The 16,845-nt window shown below is 51.5% G+C and carries 12 protein-coding genes; all 12 read right to left on the reverse strand.

The features are described 5' to 3' along the window. Positions 1-130: 130 nt before the first annotated feature. The 12 genes from AC0YN4_RS29145 to AC0YN4_RS29200 all read right to left on the reverse strand — a co-directional run bounded on the left by AC0YN4_RS29145 (position 131) and on the right by AC0YN4_RS29200 (position 16,624). Positions 131-1,759 carry an ABC transporter substrate-binding protein gene (locus AC0YN4_RS29145; RefSeq protein WP_475837426.1) on the reverse strand — a complete coding sequence of 543 codons (1,629 nt, stop codon included), beginning with the start codon at positions 1,757-1,759 and terminating at the stop codon, positions 131-133. Positions 1,760-1,869: 110 nt separating this feature from the next. Continuing rightward, positions 1,870-2,775 (reverse strand): carbohydrate ABC transporter permease, encoded by a 906-nt coding sequence (locus tag AC0YN4_RS29150; RefSeq protein ID WP_090985138.1) that lies wholly within the window; start codon positions 2,773-2,775, stop codon positions 1,870-1,872. An 11-nt stretch (positions 2,776-2,786) separates the two neighbouring features. Then, positions 2,787-3,704, reverse strand: a complete 918-nt coding sequence (locus AC0YN4_RS29155; protein WP_475784348.1) for an ABC transporter permease — start codon at positions 3,702-3,704, stop codon at positions 2,787-2,789. A gap of 85 nt (positions 3,705-3,789) precedes the next feature. Beyond that, the gene (locus tag AC0YN4_RS29160) at positions 3,790-6,642 is read right to left on the reverse strand and encodes a beta-galactosidase (RefSeq protein ID WP_475837427.1); all 2,853 of its coding nucleotides are present in this window, start codon (positions 6,640-6,642) and stop codon (positions 3,790-3,792) included. A gap of 310 nt (positions 6,643-6,952) precedes the next feature. Then, entirely contained in the window at positions 6,953-8,047 is a 1,095-nt protein-coding gene (locus tag AC0YN4_RS29165; RefSeq protein ID WP_475837428.1) for a LacI family DNA-binding transcriptional regulator, read from the reverse strand. Positions 8,048-8,632: 585 nt separating this feature from the next. Further along, a complete protein-coding gene (locus AC0YN4_RS29170) occupies positions 8,633-9,166 on the reverse strand; it encodes a general stress protein (protein WP_475784279.1) in 534 nt (177 codons plus the stop codon). Between the two features lie 118 nt (positions 9,167-9,284). Then, positions 9,285-10,487 carry an enolase C-terminal domain-like protein gene (locus AC0YN4_RS29175; RefSeq protein WP_475837429.1) on the reverse strand — a complete coding sequence of 401 codons (1,203 nt, stop codon included), beginning with the start codon at positions 10,485-10,487 and terminating at the stop codon, positions 9,285-9,287. A 24-nt stretch (positions 10,488-10,511) separates the two neighbouring features. After that, positions 10,512-11,261, reverse strand: a complete 750-nt coding sequence (locus AC0YN4_RS29180; RefSeq protein ID WP_475784278.1) for a phytanoyl-CoA dioxygenase family protein — start codon at positions 11,259-11,261, stop codon at positions 10,512-10,514. Positions 11,262-11,282: 21 nt separating this feature from the next. Then, positions 11,283-12,935 carry a glycoside hydrolase family protein gene (locus AC0YN4_RS29185; protein ID WP_475837430.1) on the reverse strand — a complete coding sequence of 551 codons (1,653 nt, stop codon included), beginning with the start codon at positions 12,933-12,935 and terminating at the stop codon, positions 11,283-11,285. 7 nt (positions 12,936-12,942) lie between these two features. Continuing rightward, the gene (locus AC0YN4_RS29190; protein WP_475837431.1) at positions 12,943-13,821 is read right to left on the reverse strand and encodes a carbohydrate ABC transporter permease; all 879 of its coding nucleotides are present in this window, start codon (positions 13,819-13,821) and stop codon (positions 12,943-12,945) included. A 12-nt stretch (positions 13,822-13,833) separates the two neighbouring features. Next, complete coding sequence (locus AC0YN4_RS29195) at positions 13,834-14,808, reverse strand: ABC transporter permease (protein WP_475837432.1); 975 nt, start codon at positions 14,806-14,808, stop codon at positions 13,834-13,836. An 82-nt stretch (positions 14,809-14,890) separates the two neighbouring features. Further along, complete coding sequence (locus tag AC0YN4_RS29200) at positions 14,891-16,624, reverse strand: type 2 periplasmic-binding domain-containing protein (RefSeq protein WP_475837433.1); 1,734 nt, start codon at positions 16,622-16,624, stop codon at positions 14,891-14,893. Positions 16,625-16,845: the final 221 nt, after the last annotated feature.

The raw sequence follows: 16,845 nt of genomic DNA on the forward strand, positions 1-16,845 counted from the left end.
TTAGCGTATTCCGTATCCCTTTTTTCGTGTCCGCACTCCTCAACTCGCTCCCCCTGAGTCTACCTTAGAAACAAAAAAACAGCCGCAGAGTGACCTCTGTCGGCTGTTTTCGATAGAAAGATGATGATCATTAACCTTCAATTAGTGTTTTGTAGGCATCCAGTTGTTTTTGGATTTCGTCTTTCACTTTGTCATAGCCGGCAGCTTTCAGCTTGTCGCGAAGTGCGTTAACTGCAGCAGCAGGGTCGCCTGCTTTACCGAACAGAATTGCGGGCAATTGCTCGCCAACTACTTGAGAGATTGCAGTCATCTCAGGATCAACGCTTGCTTTGTCGAATACGAATTTGCCGTAAGGGAATGGCTTCTTGATTTGGTCGTATTTCGCATAAACATCGCCTATGCCGCTCCAGTCCGTGTCAGAAGGAATTTCGAATTTGTCGACGCGGCCGCCCCAGAAGTCTGTGTAGAAGCCGTCTTTTGCTTCATCGTAAGCAGCTGGACGGAAACGCTTGCCGTCTTTGATTTCATACTGAACGCCTTCAAGGCCGTAGTTGATCAGTTGGTACACTTCTTTGTCTTGACGGATCAGCTCATAAGCCATCAGAGCGCGTTCCGGATGTTTGCTGTGCGCGCCTACCGACGTACCGCCATGCGTAATTGGCATGGAGATCAGATTTCCGCGAGTATCGGAGTAGGAGAACATTTGCAGCTCGGAGCCTGGTTGTTGTTTATCCATTTCAACGCGAAGACCTTTGTACGTTTGCGTATGGTGGGAATCTGCTCCTGTGAGACCTGCTTTAAGTGCTGCACGCGTGTCTCCTTTATAGTTCAACACATCTTCGCGCCAGAAGCCTTTGTCTGCCCACTCTTTCATCAATCCAGCAAATTTAATGAAATCATCGTTGAAGATCGGGCTGTCAACTGTGTAGCGATCGTCGTAGGATTTGGCATAGTAAACGTTCGCATAACCTGTGGAAATCGGCAGCTCAATGTTATCTGTGTACGTAGTAGCAAAGCCGTTATAGAACGTGCTTGTTCCGCCGTTTACATCGTAAGGAACAACGCCTTCTTTCTTGTCTTTCACACCTTGGAAGTATTTGCCAAGTGTTTCGAAATCTTTAATCGGCTCTGTAATGCCGAACTCTTTCGCCCAGTCGCCGCGGTAGTAAACACCGTGGTTAACCCATTGCGTGTAGTGATTCTCCGGAATCAGGACGATATCATCCTTGAATTTGCTTTGCTCCCAATCCTCTTGCGGAATTTCAGCAAACGTTTGCGGTGCATATTGCTCCAGCAAATTGTTCAGCGGCAGGAAAGCACCGCGCTGCGCATTGCCCCATGTATCGAGCCAGTCCGTACCGATTGTGATCAAGTCAATCGGTTCGCCGGAAGCAAGCAGCAAGTTGTACTTCGTTTGCCAGTCTGCCCACTCTACCCATTTGAACTCGAGCTTCGCGTTGATTTTTTCCTTCATAATCGCATTTACTTTCTCCATAACGGTTTCGAGCTGGCCGTTCTTTGGTTTATCGCCTAGCACGACATACGAAATGGTTTCAAATTCACTTGTATCGATCTTGCTTACATCTGCACTGTCATTGCCGGTATTGCTGGTGGAATCACCTGATGTGTTGCCGGAAGTGTCCCCTGTGTTACCTGTGTTACCCGTGTTCTTGTTGTTGTTGTTACTTCCGCAAGCCGTGATACTGAAAACTAGGATGAGCATAAGTACGATAGTGGATACCCGCTTCAAGTTTCCCATTCTTTGTAGCCTCCCTATTTTAGATAAATCGCTTTGTTCCGCTCCAAAAGTTACGAAAGCGCTTTCGTGCGGCTATGGCAAGAGGGCCGGCAAACTCCCTCATATACCTGTTACCCTTTTACTGCACCAACCGTAATCCCCTGAATGAAATAACGTTGTACGAACGGGTAGAACATGATAACCGGCCCTGTCGCAACAACTGCGGTTGCCATCTTCATCGATTCCAGCGGCATATCCCGGAGCGGAACGTTCGATGAGGCTGACGAGTTTCGAATAAAATCTGCGCTCGTGATGACGTTATAGAGGAACAGCTGCAGCGGTCGATACTTCATGTCCGGTGACAGAAACAGCATCGCGTTATACCACTCGTTCCAATAGCCCAGTGCAATAAACAAGCCGATCGTAGCGAGCGCGGGTGTTGTCATCGGCAGAATGAGTCGCATGAAGATGGTGAAATCGCCTGCACCGTCGATCTTAGCGGATTCGGTAATGGCATGCGGGATCGATTTCGTGAAGCTCTTCATCATAATGATGAGGAACGGGCTCATTAATCCCGGCAGCAAGACCGCAAGGTAATTGTCACCCAAGCTTAAGTATTGTTTGATAAGCAGATAGAATGGAACCAGTCCGCCGGAGAACAACGTTGTGAAATAGATAAAGAAGGATATGGAATTCCGCTGCTCGAAGTCCGGCCGCTGCAGCGCATATCCGGTCATGGCAACCAAGAATAATCCTGCAATGGTGCCAACTATCGTAAGTCCGATCGTCACCGCGTATGAACCGATGATTAAATCCGGATTCTCGAAGACGATTTTGTAAGCAAATGTACTGAACTCCCGCGGCCATATGTTGAAGCCGTGTTTCGCGATGGACGCTTCTTTGGTAAACGAAGTGCCCAGTACGACTAGAAACGGGACCAAGCAGCAGAGTGCGAACAAGCCGATGAATACATAACCGAAGCCTCGAACCATTAAGGACGTCCCATCCGTCCGAATGCGTTTGTGGACCACTTCCATGCGAGTCCCTCCTAGAATAACGAGTTATCCGGCGATGTTTTCTTCACAAGCCAGTTTGCTGTGAGGACGACGACGAAACCGAATACTGACTGATACAAGCTTACTGCGCTGCCCATCGAGAAATTAAAGTTGTTCATCAAGGAGCGGAATACATACGTTTCGATAATATCGGTTGTGGCGTAGAGAGATGTATTGTTCGCGCCGACGAGGTTGTAGAACAAACCGAAGTTGCCTCGAAGCACGCCGCCAAGTGAGAACAGAAGCAGAATAATAAACGTCGGCTTCAGCCATGGCAGAACGATGTAGCGTATCCGCTGCAAGGCGTTGGCACCGTCAATCTCGGACGCTTCGACGATTTCGGAATCCAGCCCCATGATGGCGGCAAAATAAACGATTGACCCGTAACCTGTCGACTGCCAAAGGTAAGTAATGATAATGATGAACGGCCAAACATGTGGATTGGAGTACGTCTTGACCGGATCCGCACCAATGGTTTTCAAGATCCCGTTCAGCATCCCGTAATCGTAGCTTAGGATGTTGTAGGCAATAAGCCCAATAATAACGAACGAGATAAAGAACGGCAGGAACATGATCGTTTGCGATACCTTCTTGAACCATTTCTTGCGCAGCTCATTCAATAGAATGGCGATAAAGATTTGCAGGAAATTTCCAAGTATGATGAAGGCCAGATTGTACAGAATCGTATTGGCAGTCAATCTCCAGAGATCGCCTGTCATCACTAGGAATCGGAAGTTATCCATTCCGATAAATGCGCTTTTGAAAATCCCGTCCGTATAGTTGTATCGAATGAAGGCAAGGTACAAGCCCGGCATTGGCAAATAGGCAAATATGGCGAAGAACAGAATAGCCGGTACACACATGAGAAGCAGCGTACGATTGTTCCACAGCTTCTTCCTTCGCGTTTGCATCGACTTTGAGGTCGACTTCGCGGCTGCTGCCGGCTGCGCGATTGTTTTCATCCTAACTCCCCCCTCCAGATCAAGTTGTAACTAACTATAGCTGCACGCCGGCAGGTACAAAGGATAAGCTCTCGAGCTGCGATGTCGATCCGGCTTCAACCGCTTCCAGCAGAATAAGAAGCTTGTTATCGCCTTCCGCGAACCAAGGCCCCGGGAGGAAGAAGGAATCTTGACTGCCTCCGCTCATTGCCGGTCTCGACTCGCCGCCTGCTGTCCATAGACGCCCTACAATCACGCCGCCAAAATAAACCGTCGCTTTCATCCCGCTGCCTTTCACATACACCCGCCAGCCATTCGAGCCGCTGGCTTCCGGCAATGTTCCGTACAGCCAAGACACACTTCCCGCTTCCATGGAGACCGGCAGCGAAGTTGGTGCTGCACCCTGCTGCGAGGCTTCCGCATGAGCGAGCAATCCGGCTTCGTCTGCAGCGGATAGCTGCCAATTACGAGCAGCGTTTCCTTCGTATACGATAACCTCCCCGGCTCCTAATCCGAGTACACGTTCCAGGAACACGGTTACCTGAACCTCTTCGCCCGGTTGTACATGCTCTGAGATATTGAGATACGGATCAAATGGGTGAACCGTACCGACGGATGCACCGTTCACGAACACCTGCGCCAACGCTTGGATACCTTTGAAGTGCAGCGTCCACGAATCTGCGCTCTCAGACGCCGTGAAGGTTTTGCGATAATATTCACTGGATGGATGATCCGGTGAGAGCCATCCGCCAAAGGTGCAAATCGCCCACGCTTGATCATCATAGTCGCGTTCCAGCACTTCCGGCTGCAGCGTGCGCGATTTCACTCGCAGTATCCGCCAATGCAGCAATGGCTTCACGCCCGTGACAGAGACAAGTCCGGTCAACCCTTTCTTGGAGTCAAGTCTTAGCGCCGGCAGACGAGGATCATCGAAGTTGGTATGTCCCCAAATTTCCACGCGAGCCGTAAGCTTGCTTCCCACACCGCCGATACCGCTATTGTTGCGGATAAATCGGCTGCCGCCGCCGGGCGTAATCGTTCCCAGGTAGCTGTCTCCTGCATAGAGCGAGATCATGTCGCTGCCATTCTGAACGAGGATCCCTTGCACAGCTTGTTCAGCCGTATCGATGCCGCTTTCCGCTTCGTACCACGCATAACCGCGGTAGATTCCGTTATGCTCCAGGAATTCCGCCGCTGTTAGAGATACTGCTGCATTTGTCGACAAGGACTCCATTGGTGATACCGCTTTCAAAGACCAATCTACAAGTGTCTCACGAGGAGCTACATCATAAGTAATCGGGCTGCCGATCGTTACTTCGCCATCTTGGATGACATTCATCAGCAGTGCATCCGCTCTTGCCAAGCCTACCAGCTCAAGCACCGTACCATCCGCCAGCTCTAATGTACATGAAGCAATCGTTCCGACTTTCGCTTGGAAGACGAAGAGATAATCGCCATCTTCACCGTTAGCCGAAGCTGCAACGCCATTCTCTTCGATGCGAACTGCCGGCTGGTTCAAGTTCAGCGCGACTTCGCCTTCATACTCACTGTGGAATACGATAACCGTCTTCGCAGCTTCGCGGTGTACATCCGACAGCTCTGCCGTCGAATAGCGCAGTACGCCTTCTATCCCCCAGCCGCTCATCGGCACTCCGATTGGCAGCATTTCGCATCTGGCCGGAATGGTGCGAAGCTTCGAAGCTTGCGGAATCAAGCCACCGCCAGTTCCTTGCAGTTCTAGCTGCACGACTTCCTCTTGCTCGCCTACATTGGCTACGAACAAGAGATGTCCGCCTTGCGCAAGCTGCAGCTGCCGTTGAACCAAAGTACCCGTCGCTGCTCCATCAGCTGAATCGCCGAACCGTCTTGCAGTAACAATGTCCGCTGCTGAAGCAGATTGCGCTTCTGCAAGTGAGCTGCCGTAAGCCGTAATCACGCGGCGCATCAATCGGCCTTCATACGCTTCCTTGCGAATGTGGCCTTCCGGCGAAATCATGCCATAGAAGTCATAATCGGATGTCATGAGTGCCAGCGGGTTTCCCCAGTTATTGGTCCCGTTGGTGAAGCCGAAGTTTGTTCCGGAAACTTGAAGGTAAGGACCAAGCAGCTTCGCCCCGCAGGATAATAAACGACGAAGCAGGAAATGCGATCGGTTGGTCTCGGTGACTAGCAGCGGTAGATCATGCTGAGCCAGTCTCTGTTCATAAGCGGTTACTTTGTATTCAAACTCGGGGTCTTTGTCATTCGGATAGAAATTACAAGTCGGTGCGACACCTTCCACAAGGCCCGAAGCCTCGTAAAGTCCGCCTTGCCCTGCACAGGCAATTAACGGAACTTGTATGCCGCGATTAACTGCCATGTCTCGAAGCGCGGTTATGTAACCTTTCGGATCAGGGCAGTCGTAGAAGTCGAGCTCGTTCTCAAGCTGCACGCAGATGATGGAGCCGCCTCGCTGCTGTTCATACTTGGCCAGCAGAGGGAGAATACGATCAAACCACTTCTCTACGGCCTGCAAATAAGTGCTTTCCGTGCTTCGGATAACCATATCCGGTTTAGCGAACAGATAAGCGGGAAGAGCGCCTCCATCCCATTCGGAGCAAATGTACGGCCCTGGTCTTGCTACTACCCAGAGACCCACATCAGCAGCCATCTGCAGGAAGGCTTCTACATCCCGTTCGCCGGTGAAATCCCAGCTTCCCTCTTCCAGCTCGTGAAAGTTCCAAGGGAAGTACACATCGATGGCGTTGTACCCGAAGGCCTTCACCTGTTCCAAACGTTCGCGCCAATGGGCACGTGGATTGCGGAAGTAGAAGAGCGATGCGCAGAGGATAATTTCGGCTTGACCGCCGATGCGGAGTGCCGAAGACGAAAGCTGTAAGGCGGAACTTGTTTTCATGTCCATGTTCATGCGTTCGATCCTCCCTGAGGTGAGCAGTGACCACTTTTTTATGAAACCCATTTCATACGCTGTAAAAATAAAAATACACTTTAACGTTGCGGGTTTGAGCGAAGTTTGAACAACATCACAGATACCGTTTGTAAGTGTATTTCAGGAGACTACATGCGTTAGCATCGTGCCGGAACTATACGATTGTGCGGGTTTTATGAAACCCATTTCATACCTGGGTTAAAATTAAACCCTTGCTAGAGGGTCATCTTGATTTGAAGTTTACATTCAAAATGATAGCGCTGTCAATACTATTTTTTTGAAAGATGGTTTACCCCAGAGACGACAGGTAATCGGCTGCTTTGACGCTGACATTAACCGACAAAGGGGCTGTACTTTCACGCACGACGAGCTCAGGTTGAAGGACGGTCAGCGTATCAATGCTGTTCTTCCCGATCAGCTGGTGCAGAATATGAGCAGCCGTACGGCCAAGCTCCAAGCATTTGAGCGAAATGGTGGTTAACTCCGGAATTAAATTAGCCGCTAGCGGAATATCGTCGAAGCCAATAATCGACATATCCTCAGGAACACGCAAACCATGCTTAACGGCAGATTTGATCGCCCCGATCGCAGATAGATCATTCGCGCAAACGATAGCCGTTGGGCGTACACCTTCCGCGCTAAGCAGCTCATTCATGAAAACTTTGCCAGCCTCCACTGTGAAGCCGCCGGTAATAATCCAATCCTCGCGAATCGGCAATCCAGCCTGCTGCATCGCTTTCGTGTAGCCTTCAAAGCGCTGCACCGTATTGGACATCTGCTTGTAGCCGCCGACAAAAGCAATGTCCTTATGGCCAAGTCCAATTAGATGCTCGGTCGCAAGTACTCCCCCTGCAACTTCATCGATAATGACGCGGTGAAATTTCGCCCCTGGCAAATTGCCGTTAATGAGCACGACAGGCAGACGCTTATTCACTTCCGCTACTTCCTTCGCCATCTCCTTGCTGCAACGGGCAAGGTCAATCCGGCCGCCAATCATAATGATGCCGTCAACCTGCTTCTCCATGAGGATATTCAAGTACTGGGATTCCCGCTGGTACTGCGCCTTGATGTCCTGGTTGGAGGAGCCTGTGTCGCAAAGGAAGAACGTATAGCCGTTATTTCTTGCTTCCTGCTCCAGGCCTGCCAGCACTTCCGGAAAGAATGGATTCGTAATGTCAGGCAAAATAATGCCGATCATGCCGGTTTCCTTCTTGATCAGGCTGCGTGCAAGCGCATTGGGCTGGAATTGGTGCTTCTGGATGAGACCCAAGATGCGTTCCCGAGTCGATGCTTTCACTGGCGCCGTGTTGTTCAAGACACGTGAGACGGTTGCGACGGAAACGTTTGCTTCTCTGGCAATGTCGTAAACAGTAACCGATTTCATTTTGCCTCACCCTTTGGGCTAAGATCTGTCTAGGTGACAGTTTTTCACTAGCATAGCAGAGTATTTTCCTTCTTGTAAATGGGTCAAGCTAATCTAGCAAATTTGAAAATATGCATGTAAACGAAATACATATATTTGAAAATATTATGAGATAAATATTAATTCTTTTTATCTTAACATGTATGTATCTTGCAGTCTACGATGGGTTCCGATATCCCGATTTCTCAGCAGGATTGTGTAAAGCTTGGCTCGGCATATCCATATCGTTATGCTTGCTTCAACCTGTACTTCTATCGCGCTAGCGTTGCAATAATTAGCTTGCTGCCCTACCAAAGAAGCCCGTTTCCGGAACGAACCGGCCAAGAAATCGATTCAATAAACGGCTTCCAATTATCAGAACATTCACAAAATAATATTACAATAAATAGGAATCATGAATGTGTTATTTCTATTGTCGTCACTCCAGCTTTCATTCGGCAAGATTATGCACGCACCATCACGCTAAACAAAAAGCCGCCTCAAAAGTCACAGCACTTTTGAGGCGGCCCTTCGTGGAACCCATCGCAACTATAGGCTATGCAAAACTTACAAAATCCTTGCCGCTCCACTGCTGCGGAAAGCAGCTTCCGCCGCCCCGCCGCGTGACAAATCCGGGCCGTCCGCCTGATCGCTGTTGCCGATATCCGCTGCCACGATAATGGCTCCCTGACTGAGCGCCTTGCGGCATGGTTCTGCATCACTGCTCGTCAATCCAATGTCAGTCAGCGCATTCTCCACATTGCGGTCATCGCCCAAGAAGGCGGTTGAGATCAGGAAGCCATTGCTGGGATAGGTCATGCCGCCGATGAAGCCACCGCTTATATTCAATCCGCTTGCCGCAGACATCGGCGCATAGACGCGAAGGTTTTCTACCCCATGATCGTCTGCAGCCGCTCGTGTACCAAGCAGGTCCGTCATCTCGTCGGCATGCACGTTCGTCTCCGATTCGACCCGCCGCGAGTGCTCCCGATCCTTAGCCAGCACCTTCAGCTCGTGGTTCGTAAACCCCGCCTGCTCCAGTGCCTGAATGGCCGTCACTGCTTCATTTTCCGTATTGAATATGCCTATTTTGTACGTCATGTTCATCGCCTCCGCATCCCGTATTTAAGTTTGTTATACCCTAAATGGGGAGGATTAAACCGGATGACGAAGGAAATTCTGCCATGGAAAACAAGCCTCTAACAGGACCGCCCGACGGTTATGGACGAGACGGCGAACCGTCCGGTATACGAGAGAGCGTCCACCCCGGCAGCACGTCATGACAAGGGTATAGCGCCGCCTTCTGTTCATCCAGTTCTACGCCGAAACCCGGTGTATCCGGGACGTAGGCGTAACCGTTGCGAAGAACAGGACTGCCCGGAAACACCTCGCGCATCCGATCGGATATCGCGCTCCATTCCTGGACGCCGAAGTTCGGGCTGCTGAGGTCCAGATGGATGTTCGCTGCCATGCCAACCGGCGACAGGTCCGGGGGCCCATGCCAAGCCGTGCGAATGCCGAAGGCTTCGCATAACGTACCCAGCTTCTCCGCAGGAGTCAGCCCGCCAATCGCGCTGACATGGCAGCGGATGAAGTCAATCAACCGCTCCGTAATGAGCGGCATCCATTCCGCGGAATGGACGAACAGCTCCCCCATCGCGAGCGGTGTCGCACATTGCGCACGGATGTGTCGGAACCAATCCAAGTGCTCCGGCGGCAGCGGATCTTCGAGGAAGAATAAGCGATGCGGCTCAAGCTGCTTCGCCAATCGCACCGCCTCGATAGGCACAATCCGCTCATGTATATCGTGCAGCAGTTCGACTTCGAAGCCAAACTTGGCGCGCAAATGATCGAACATTTGCGGCACGCTGCGCACATAAGCATCCGGATCGAAATACGCACCCGGCAGCACATGATCAGGCTGATGCAGCTTATGGCCTTGACCGCCATATCCGCCTAATTGGCAGCGGACATACCGGCAGCCCTGCTCCATAAACATGCGAACATTCTCTTCCACTTCGCTGGCATCGCGACCGTCGGCATGGCGATAGACGGCTGCAGCATCCCGCACTTTCCCGCCTAGCAGTTCAAAGACGGGTACGCCGCATAGCTTGCCTTTAATATCCCACAATGCCATATCAATGCCGGAGACGGCATTGTTCAGCACCGGACCGTTGCGCCAATAACCGCTGACCATGGCGGTTTGCCAAATATCCTCGATCCGTCTTGGATCCTTGCCAATCAGGAACGGCTTCAAATAGTGCTCCACCGCCGCCGCGACTGCAAGATGCCGCTGCGTAAACGTTGCACAGCCTAGGCCATATAGACCGGGCTCATTCGTTTCGATCTTCACGACAACGAGATTAACCCCATCGGGCGCGGTCATGATGACCCGTACGTCCCTGATTTCCACTTGTGCCATAGAGAGGACAGCTCCTTTTGAACCCTATAGATTAGCTAGCTGCTCTTCAGCATCCGCGGGAATTTCATGCCAACCATCGAATTTGCCGAGCATCTGCTGAATGTAGAACGGTCCGCTCTCACGGAGTTGACGGGAACGCTCGCCGACGAAATTATCCACCCGATTCTTGCAGAACGACTGCAAGTAATTATAATACAAGGCGCGCCGCTCCTCGGTCGGATGCACATTCGGCTTCGCCGCATGCCAGAGCGCACCATGGAAAATAACAGCGTCTCCCGCTTCGACCAGCACATCGATCTGACCTTCGATTTCGCTTAGCCCATCCGGCGGATTCTTCAGAGAGAGATGAGAGCCGGGAACGACGACAAGCGGCCCCTTCTCCGGCGTAATGTCATCCAAGTAATAGGCACAGTTGATCGATATCGGAAAATACCAATAAGGCGGCAGCGGATCAGGAAATACATGCGAGTCCATATGCCAGCCGACCGGCATTCCTTGGCCCGGCTTAATACGCGTGGCATTCACGCTTTCCATCTGAATGCGCGGCCCCATTAGCGCCCGCATCAAGTTAAATACCGGCGGGTTAACAAGCAGCGGTACAAACGCCTCGTCCCGGTCGATAATGTCGGGAATTTCCCGCGTCGTAAAGCCCTCCGAAATTTCAATCACTTTATCGATTAATGTCGATACATGCGCGGGAGACAAGGCCTGCTTCACGACAAAATATCCATCCCGCTTAAACTGCTCGACCTGCTCTTCGAGTGTCATGCTCATTTCCGTAATTCCCCCTTGTAATCATGATTTCATGATGAGCGCCTTGTTCATCGGCATAACGCCTCTTGGGCTTACATCAAATAATCGATTGCCGATCCAAGTGCCTTCGTATCGCTCGCCGGCGACGATTTCTTCCCGCTGCACGAGCTCCGAAGGAAAGGACAATTCCACCGTTTCGCCGGCTTCCAGCCCCGCAACAACCAAATACGGATGCGCAAGCGATACGCTCTGCTTACGCGGCGTATGACAAGTAATCGCATCTGTCGACAGCCAGCCCGGGACACGGATGTATAGATCGCCGGCTTGCTTCGGCTGTATGCGCAGCACACCGGCCCCCGGCACCTCGTACTCCATCTTGACGTGCTCATTCTCCTTCGTCAGCCACAGATTGACATAAAGCCGATCTTCACTTAGCGAAGTGGCATGATCCCAGATCAGATACAGTCCTCGGCCCCCGGCGGCGCAGCAGCAAGCCATCGTATCCACCTTGCCGCGGTTGGAGAAATCATTCGGATTCATCCGGCCCGTGAAACCGCCCCTGTAACGCTGCGGCACGTTGCGATACGTGCGCGTCGGCGTGTCCGGTTTATCGGTCACTTCCTTAGCCCACGATACGTCCCTCACTTGCGAAGCAACGAGCGTATTGGCGAACCGATCCGCATCGTCCCAGCAGGCGATATTACCGTTCTTCGCCAAATAAATCGCAGTATGAATCATATCCGTCGTACAGCAGGTTTCACTGTGCTGAATAACGCCCGGCAGCCAGCGGTACCGTTCATCTACCGGCTCCTCTCCGTTCAGGCCCGTGCCTTCCGGAAACCAGCCATATGTACTGCCCATACTGCATGCCCAGTCATACACCTTCTGACACCAAGCGATCAGCTCCGCATCCTGCTTAATGGTCGCGTAACGCAGAATACCGGCAACTGCACCCATCTTGGAATGGAAATGGCCGTCATCCGGGTAACGTCCCTGAGACCAGAAGCTGCCATCCGCCTCGAATACGCGTGAATGATTCACGACGAAGCGCGTCAGCTTCTCCAGCATTTCTGCGGCAAGCGGATCGCCATATTGCTCATAATAAATCGCCAGCGGCAGGATAAAGACGCCGCCGCCATAATGCGTCGGCTCCACGATAAACCCGTGCTCCGTATAGATTTCCTCCGGAACCGCCATGCCGGGGACATACGTCTCGAACGGATAACAGATATAATCCTCACGCTCGACCGCAATGCTCCGCATCCCTTGCAGCATCCGCTCGATGCGCGTCTTCGCTTCATCTTCTTTATCGAATTTGAGCCAGCTTAAGAGGCCCAGAAACACGCTCCGCTGGTCAAACATATTGGCGCCGGCAGGAACATCCCAATCATTGCTCATCCGGTAGAACAGCCCATCCGACTCGCTCTGCATCCAGCGCAGCGCATCCTTCATATGTGTCTCGGCATCCCGGCCCAGACGCTCGCCGACGATCTCGCCGCATAGAATCGAGGCATCGAGAAACCGGCCAACCGCATCGCCGAAGTCCCACTCGCTATGCCAAGCAAACGATTCGTCACTGCCGATCTTGGCGAAGAAATACGGTAAATGATGATAGTCCGGATCAAGCATTTCCTTGTAATGATGAATCGCTAACGCCGCCAATTCTCTGTAATCCAGTGCTCTGCCGAGTTCCACCTACTAATCACCCTTTCAATGAGCCTAGCATGATGCCCTTCACAAAATACTTCTGCAAGAACGGATAAATACATAGAATCGGTGCCGTCGTTACGATCAGCATCGCCATCTTGATCGATTCCGCCGTCACCGTAACGGCTCCCTGATGCATCTTGCTCAGGACCGCGAGGTTAGACGCTTCGTTCGATTGAATGAGGAACAGCAGCATATTCTGCGCCGTCCACAGCTTCGTATTGGAAATGAACGTAAAGCCCGTGAACCAATCATTCCAGTGGCCTACGCCGACGAACAACGCAATCGTAGCCAGAACCGGCTTGGAGAGAGGGAAAATAATGCTGAAGAAAATCCGGAAATCCGAAGCTCCGTCGATCTTCGCCGATTCCTCAAGCGCCTCCGGGAGCTCCGTCATAAACGTGCGCACCAGCATAATATTAAAGGCGCCGTACAGCCCGGGAATAATATAGGTCCAGAAGCTGTTCAGCAAGTGCAGCTGCTGCAGCGTGATGTAGAACGGAATAAGCCCTCCGCTCAGGAACATCGGAATGACAATCCACCAGTTCAGAAACTTGCGCAGCGGGAACGTTTTCTTCGTGAGGACAAAGGCAAACATAGCCACGAGCAGCACCTGGGTAACCACGCCCACGAGTACCCGAGCAATGGTCACGCCATAAGCAAGGAAAATATCTTTATCGTTAAAAATAACGCTGTAATTCTTCCAAGTGAAAATACGCGGCCAGAGGTAAATGCCCCCCTTCTGAGCATCCATCGCATCGTTTAGCGAAATCGCTAAAATATAAATAAACGGATAGAGGCACAGCAACGAGAACGCGAGCATGAGCAGCATATTGACAACGTTAAACCATTTTTCTCCACGTGATCTCTGCATGTCTACCCTCCTCTAAATTAGCGATTCCTGCTTGAATAACTTGGCGATGAAGTTGCAGATCAGGAATAGAAACAGTCCCACCGTCGCTTGGAAAACACCCATAGTCGCGCCGAGCGATAAACCCATAAATCCGCCTGAATTGCGCAGATAACTCAAGATGAGCGTATCCAGAATTTGACCGACCTCTTGCACCTGCAGGTTTCCCATCGTCCAGAGCTGGTCGAAGCCCGCGCTCATGAGTCCGGAAGCGCTCAGAATGAACAAGAGCACCATCGTGCCGCGAATGCCGGGCAGCGCGATATGCCAGATCTGGCGAACTCGGCTTGCGCCGTCAATGCTGGATACTTCGTACAGATGAGGATCGATGCTTGAAAGGGCTGCAAGATAAATGATGGCGTTAAAGCCGATATTTTTCCAAAGTTCAGTGAAGATGACAATCGGCAGGAAAGCACTCGTGCTCCCCATGAAATAGAACGGTTCATTCAAGAAGCCGATCTTAGTCAGCATGTCATTAATAAGCCCGCCATCCGGAGACAGCAGCTTATACCACAGCCCCGCCGCGATAACCCACGAGATAAAATAAGGCAGATAGCTGATCGTTTGAACGAAGCGTTTAAACACAGTTTGATGGATCTCATTAATGAGCAGTGCGAACAGAATCGTAACCGGGAATCCAATGACCAGCTTAAGTCCGCTGATGATCAGCGTGTTGCGCAGCGCGTTCGTAAAGTCAGGCAAATGGAAGATGGTTTGGAAATTATCCATGCCGACGAATTCACTGCCGGAGTATCCTTTAACCGGATTGTAGTCCTGGAAAGCCATAATAATCCCGATCATCGGGTAATAAGAGAACAAGAGGAAGAAGATAAGCCCCGGTATCGCAAAAATATACAACCAGCGCTGATCCCACATTTTGCGGCCTATTTTCCCCATGAGAAGCTGTCTCTTGCTTGGCGTGTGCGTCTGCGTTTCAGCGAGAGTCGTCATCGCGAGACCCTCCTTTTCGGATAAATGGTGGAGGAGAGCGCAGGAACGCTCCCCTCTTATGCGAGTTTGGTTATTACTTCGATTACTTTAAGCTATCGAGATTAATCGACTTCGCCGCTTCCGTTCTTTCTTCCACGACTTTGTCATAGCCGAGCGCGCGGGCATTCTTGCCCCAATCCTCTACAAGCTTCTTGATATCATCCGGGTTCTTAGCTGTAATAGACTTCGCCACCAATTGCTTGTAACGATCGCTTTCGCCTACGGTTACTTTGTTTTCTACATCGCCCGGATCTACATAACGCTGCGGATCGGTAATGAACTCCGTCGGGAACTTGGAGCCCAGGTTCTTCCACGTTTCGATCATATCTTCGCGCATTTCATAGCCGGACGGAGCTTGGTTCTTGATCAGCGCTTCGTAGTTCGGAATGAACGAGTAGACGTCGATACCCAGATGAGCGCGTTTGTTCCAGTCGCCTTGCGTCTCATCGAAGAAGGCTTTCGTGTCTACGATTTTGCCATCGGCGTTGCGCTCCCACTGCTGTCCTTCCAAGCCGTATTTGGTAAGGATCGTACCATCCTCGGAGAGAACATAATCAAGCGTCTTGAAGAAGGTATTGACTTCCTCTTGCGGAAGACCAGCCTTCACGGCCCATAGACTCCAAGCCTCAAGTCTAAACTGCGGCAAGCTTGGCCCCGAAGCGATTGTCGGGTCATACAGCTGAATGCCGACGAACTTCGCGTTCGGATCGGTCTTCTTCATGCTGTCCGTGTAAGGGTTCGCCTGCTCCCAATAAGCGCCGTGAACGGCACCGATGCGGCCTTGGTTCCCTTTCTCGTCGATCTGACCTTGCTTGAGCGAGAAGCTTTCCTCTTCGATCAAACCTTCTTTGTACAGCTTGTTATAGAAGGTCAGCGCTCTAATCAGATTCTCCGGCTGCGACACGTCGGAGCGTGCTGCTTTGCCGTCGGCATCCGTGTACCACCAGCCCGTGCCATTGTTTTGGCCCGGCGGGAAGAACACGTTGATCATGTTGCGGAAGTTTTCGCCGAATACCGAGTAAGGTACGACCGGCTGGCCGTTTACATCTTTGATTTGTTCCTTGAATGCTTTCAGCGCATTATAGAACTCATCGATTGTTTTCGGATAACCCAGATTGACTTTATCGAGCCAGTCCTTGCGAATCCAGATGGTCGGCTGGTCGATCGCGTAAGCCTGCATGTTGGAGAAGTTTTGCGGGATGCTGTACAGCTTGCCATCGTGAGGATTGGTCGAGAAAGGAAGCAGCTTCTCGACGGCTTTCTTCACATTCGGGTATTTATCCAGCCAAGGCGTCAAGTCTTCCAGCTTGCCGCTTTCGCCCATGGTGTTCAGAATCAGCTTTGTTTTGCCGTCTGCCCCGACCGCTACGAAATCCGGCCAATCGGAACCGCCCGTGGATGCCCACAGCTGCAGCTTCTGGACGACATCGCCGTAGCTGCCTGTTTTGAGCACGTCATACGTTAAATTGTTCAGGCCAACGCGCTTCGTCAGCTCAGGGAGGACGATGTCCTTAGCCGGGTCGGCGTTATCCCAGCCCCAGTTGAATGCCGTGATCTTCAAATCACTGACCGTGCCAAGCGGTTTCTCTTCTGTATTTGTCGCTGCTGCATTATTCGTAGCGGAGTTGTTCGTTGCTGCTGCGTTGTTTGTTTTCGTTGCATCATTCGTGGCGGTATTGGTCTTATTGTCATTGTTGTTGCTGCCGCTGCAGCCAACAACGCCTAGAGAAAGGGTTGCTACACTTAACAGAATGCCTACTTTACGCTGGATTCTCACACGTTATTCCCCCTGTACATGAGTGATGGAACCTTGCTCAATAAAGGAACACAACTGATCTTCAGTGCAGTGCAGTCCACGCCACCCGGCCAATCGACCGTGCTCCACTCCCCCTTACTTTATTCACGCGATACCTGTGTGCGGGATTCTCATGCCCCCCTTGGCAATGCCAAGCAATCGCAATCCCAATCTATGTGGTACAGGTGATGCGGGAGATATAG

It is taken from the genome of Paenibacillus sp. J22R3, assembly GCF_056269305.1.

What these genes read in the sequence shown, in the direction of transcription:
- AC0YN4_RS29190 (WP_475837431.1), bottom strand. Translation starts at nt 13,821, where the DNA reads ATGCAGAGATCACGTGGAGAAAAATGGTTTAACGTTGTCAATATGCTG.
- AC0YN4_RS29155 (WP_475784348.1), bottom strand. Translation starts at nt 3,704, where the DNA reads ATGCAAACGCGAAGGAAGAAGCTGTGGAACAATCGTACGCTGCTTCTC.
- AC0YN4_RS29150 (WP_090985138.1), bottom strand. Translation starts at nt 2,775, where the DNA reads ATGGAAGTGGTCCACAAACGCATTCGGACGGATGGGACGTCCTTAATG.
- AC0YN4_RS29160 (WP_475837427.1), bottom strand. Translation starts at nt 6,642, where the DNA reads ATGAACATGGACATGAAAACAAGTTCCGCCTTACAGCTTTCGTCTTCG.
- AC0YN4_RS29165 (WP_475837428.1), bottom strand. Translation starts at nt 8,047, where the DNA reads ATGAAATCGGTTACTGTTTACGACATTGCCAGAGAAGCAAACGTTTCC.
- AC0YN4_RS29195 (WP_475837432.1), bottom strand. Translation starts at nt 14,808, where the DNA reads ATGACGACTCTCGCTGAAACGCAGACGCACACGCCAAGCAAGAGACAG.
- AC0YN4_RS29175 (WP_475837429.1), bottom strand. Translation starts at nt 10,487, where the DNA reads ATGGCACAAGTGGAAATCAGGGACGTACGGGTCATCATGACCGCGCCC.
- AC0YN4_RS29145 (WP_475837426.1), bottom strand. Translation starts at nt 1,759, where the DNA reads ATGGGAAACTTGAAGCGGGTATCCACTATCGTACTTATGCTCATCCTA.
- AC0YN4_RS29170 (WP_475784279.1), bottom strand. Translation starts at nt 9,166, where the DNA reads ATGACGTACAAAATAGGCATATTCAATACGGAAAATGAAGCAGTGACG.
- AC0YN4_RS29180 (WP_475784278.1), bottom strand. Translation starts at nt 11,261, where the DNA reads ATGAGCATGACACTCGAAGAGCAGGTCGAGCAGTTTAAGCGGGATGGA.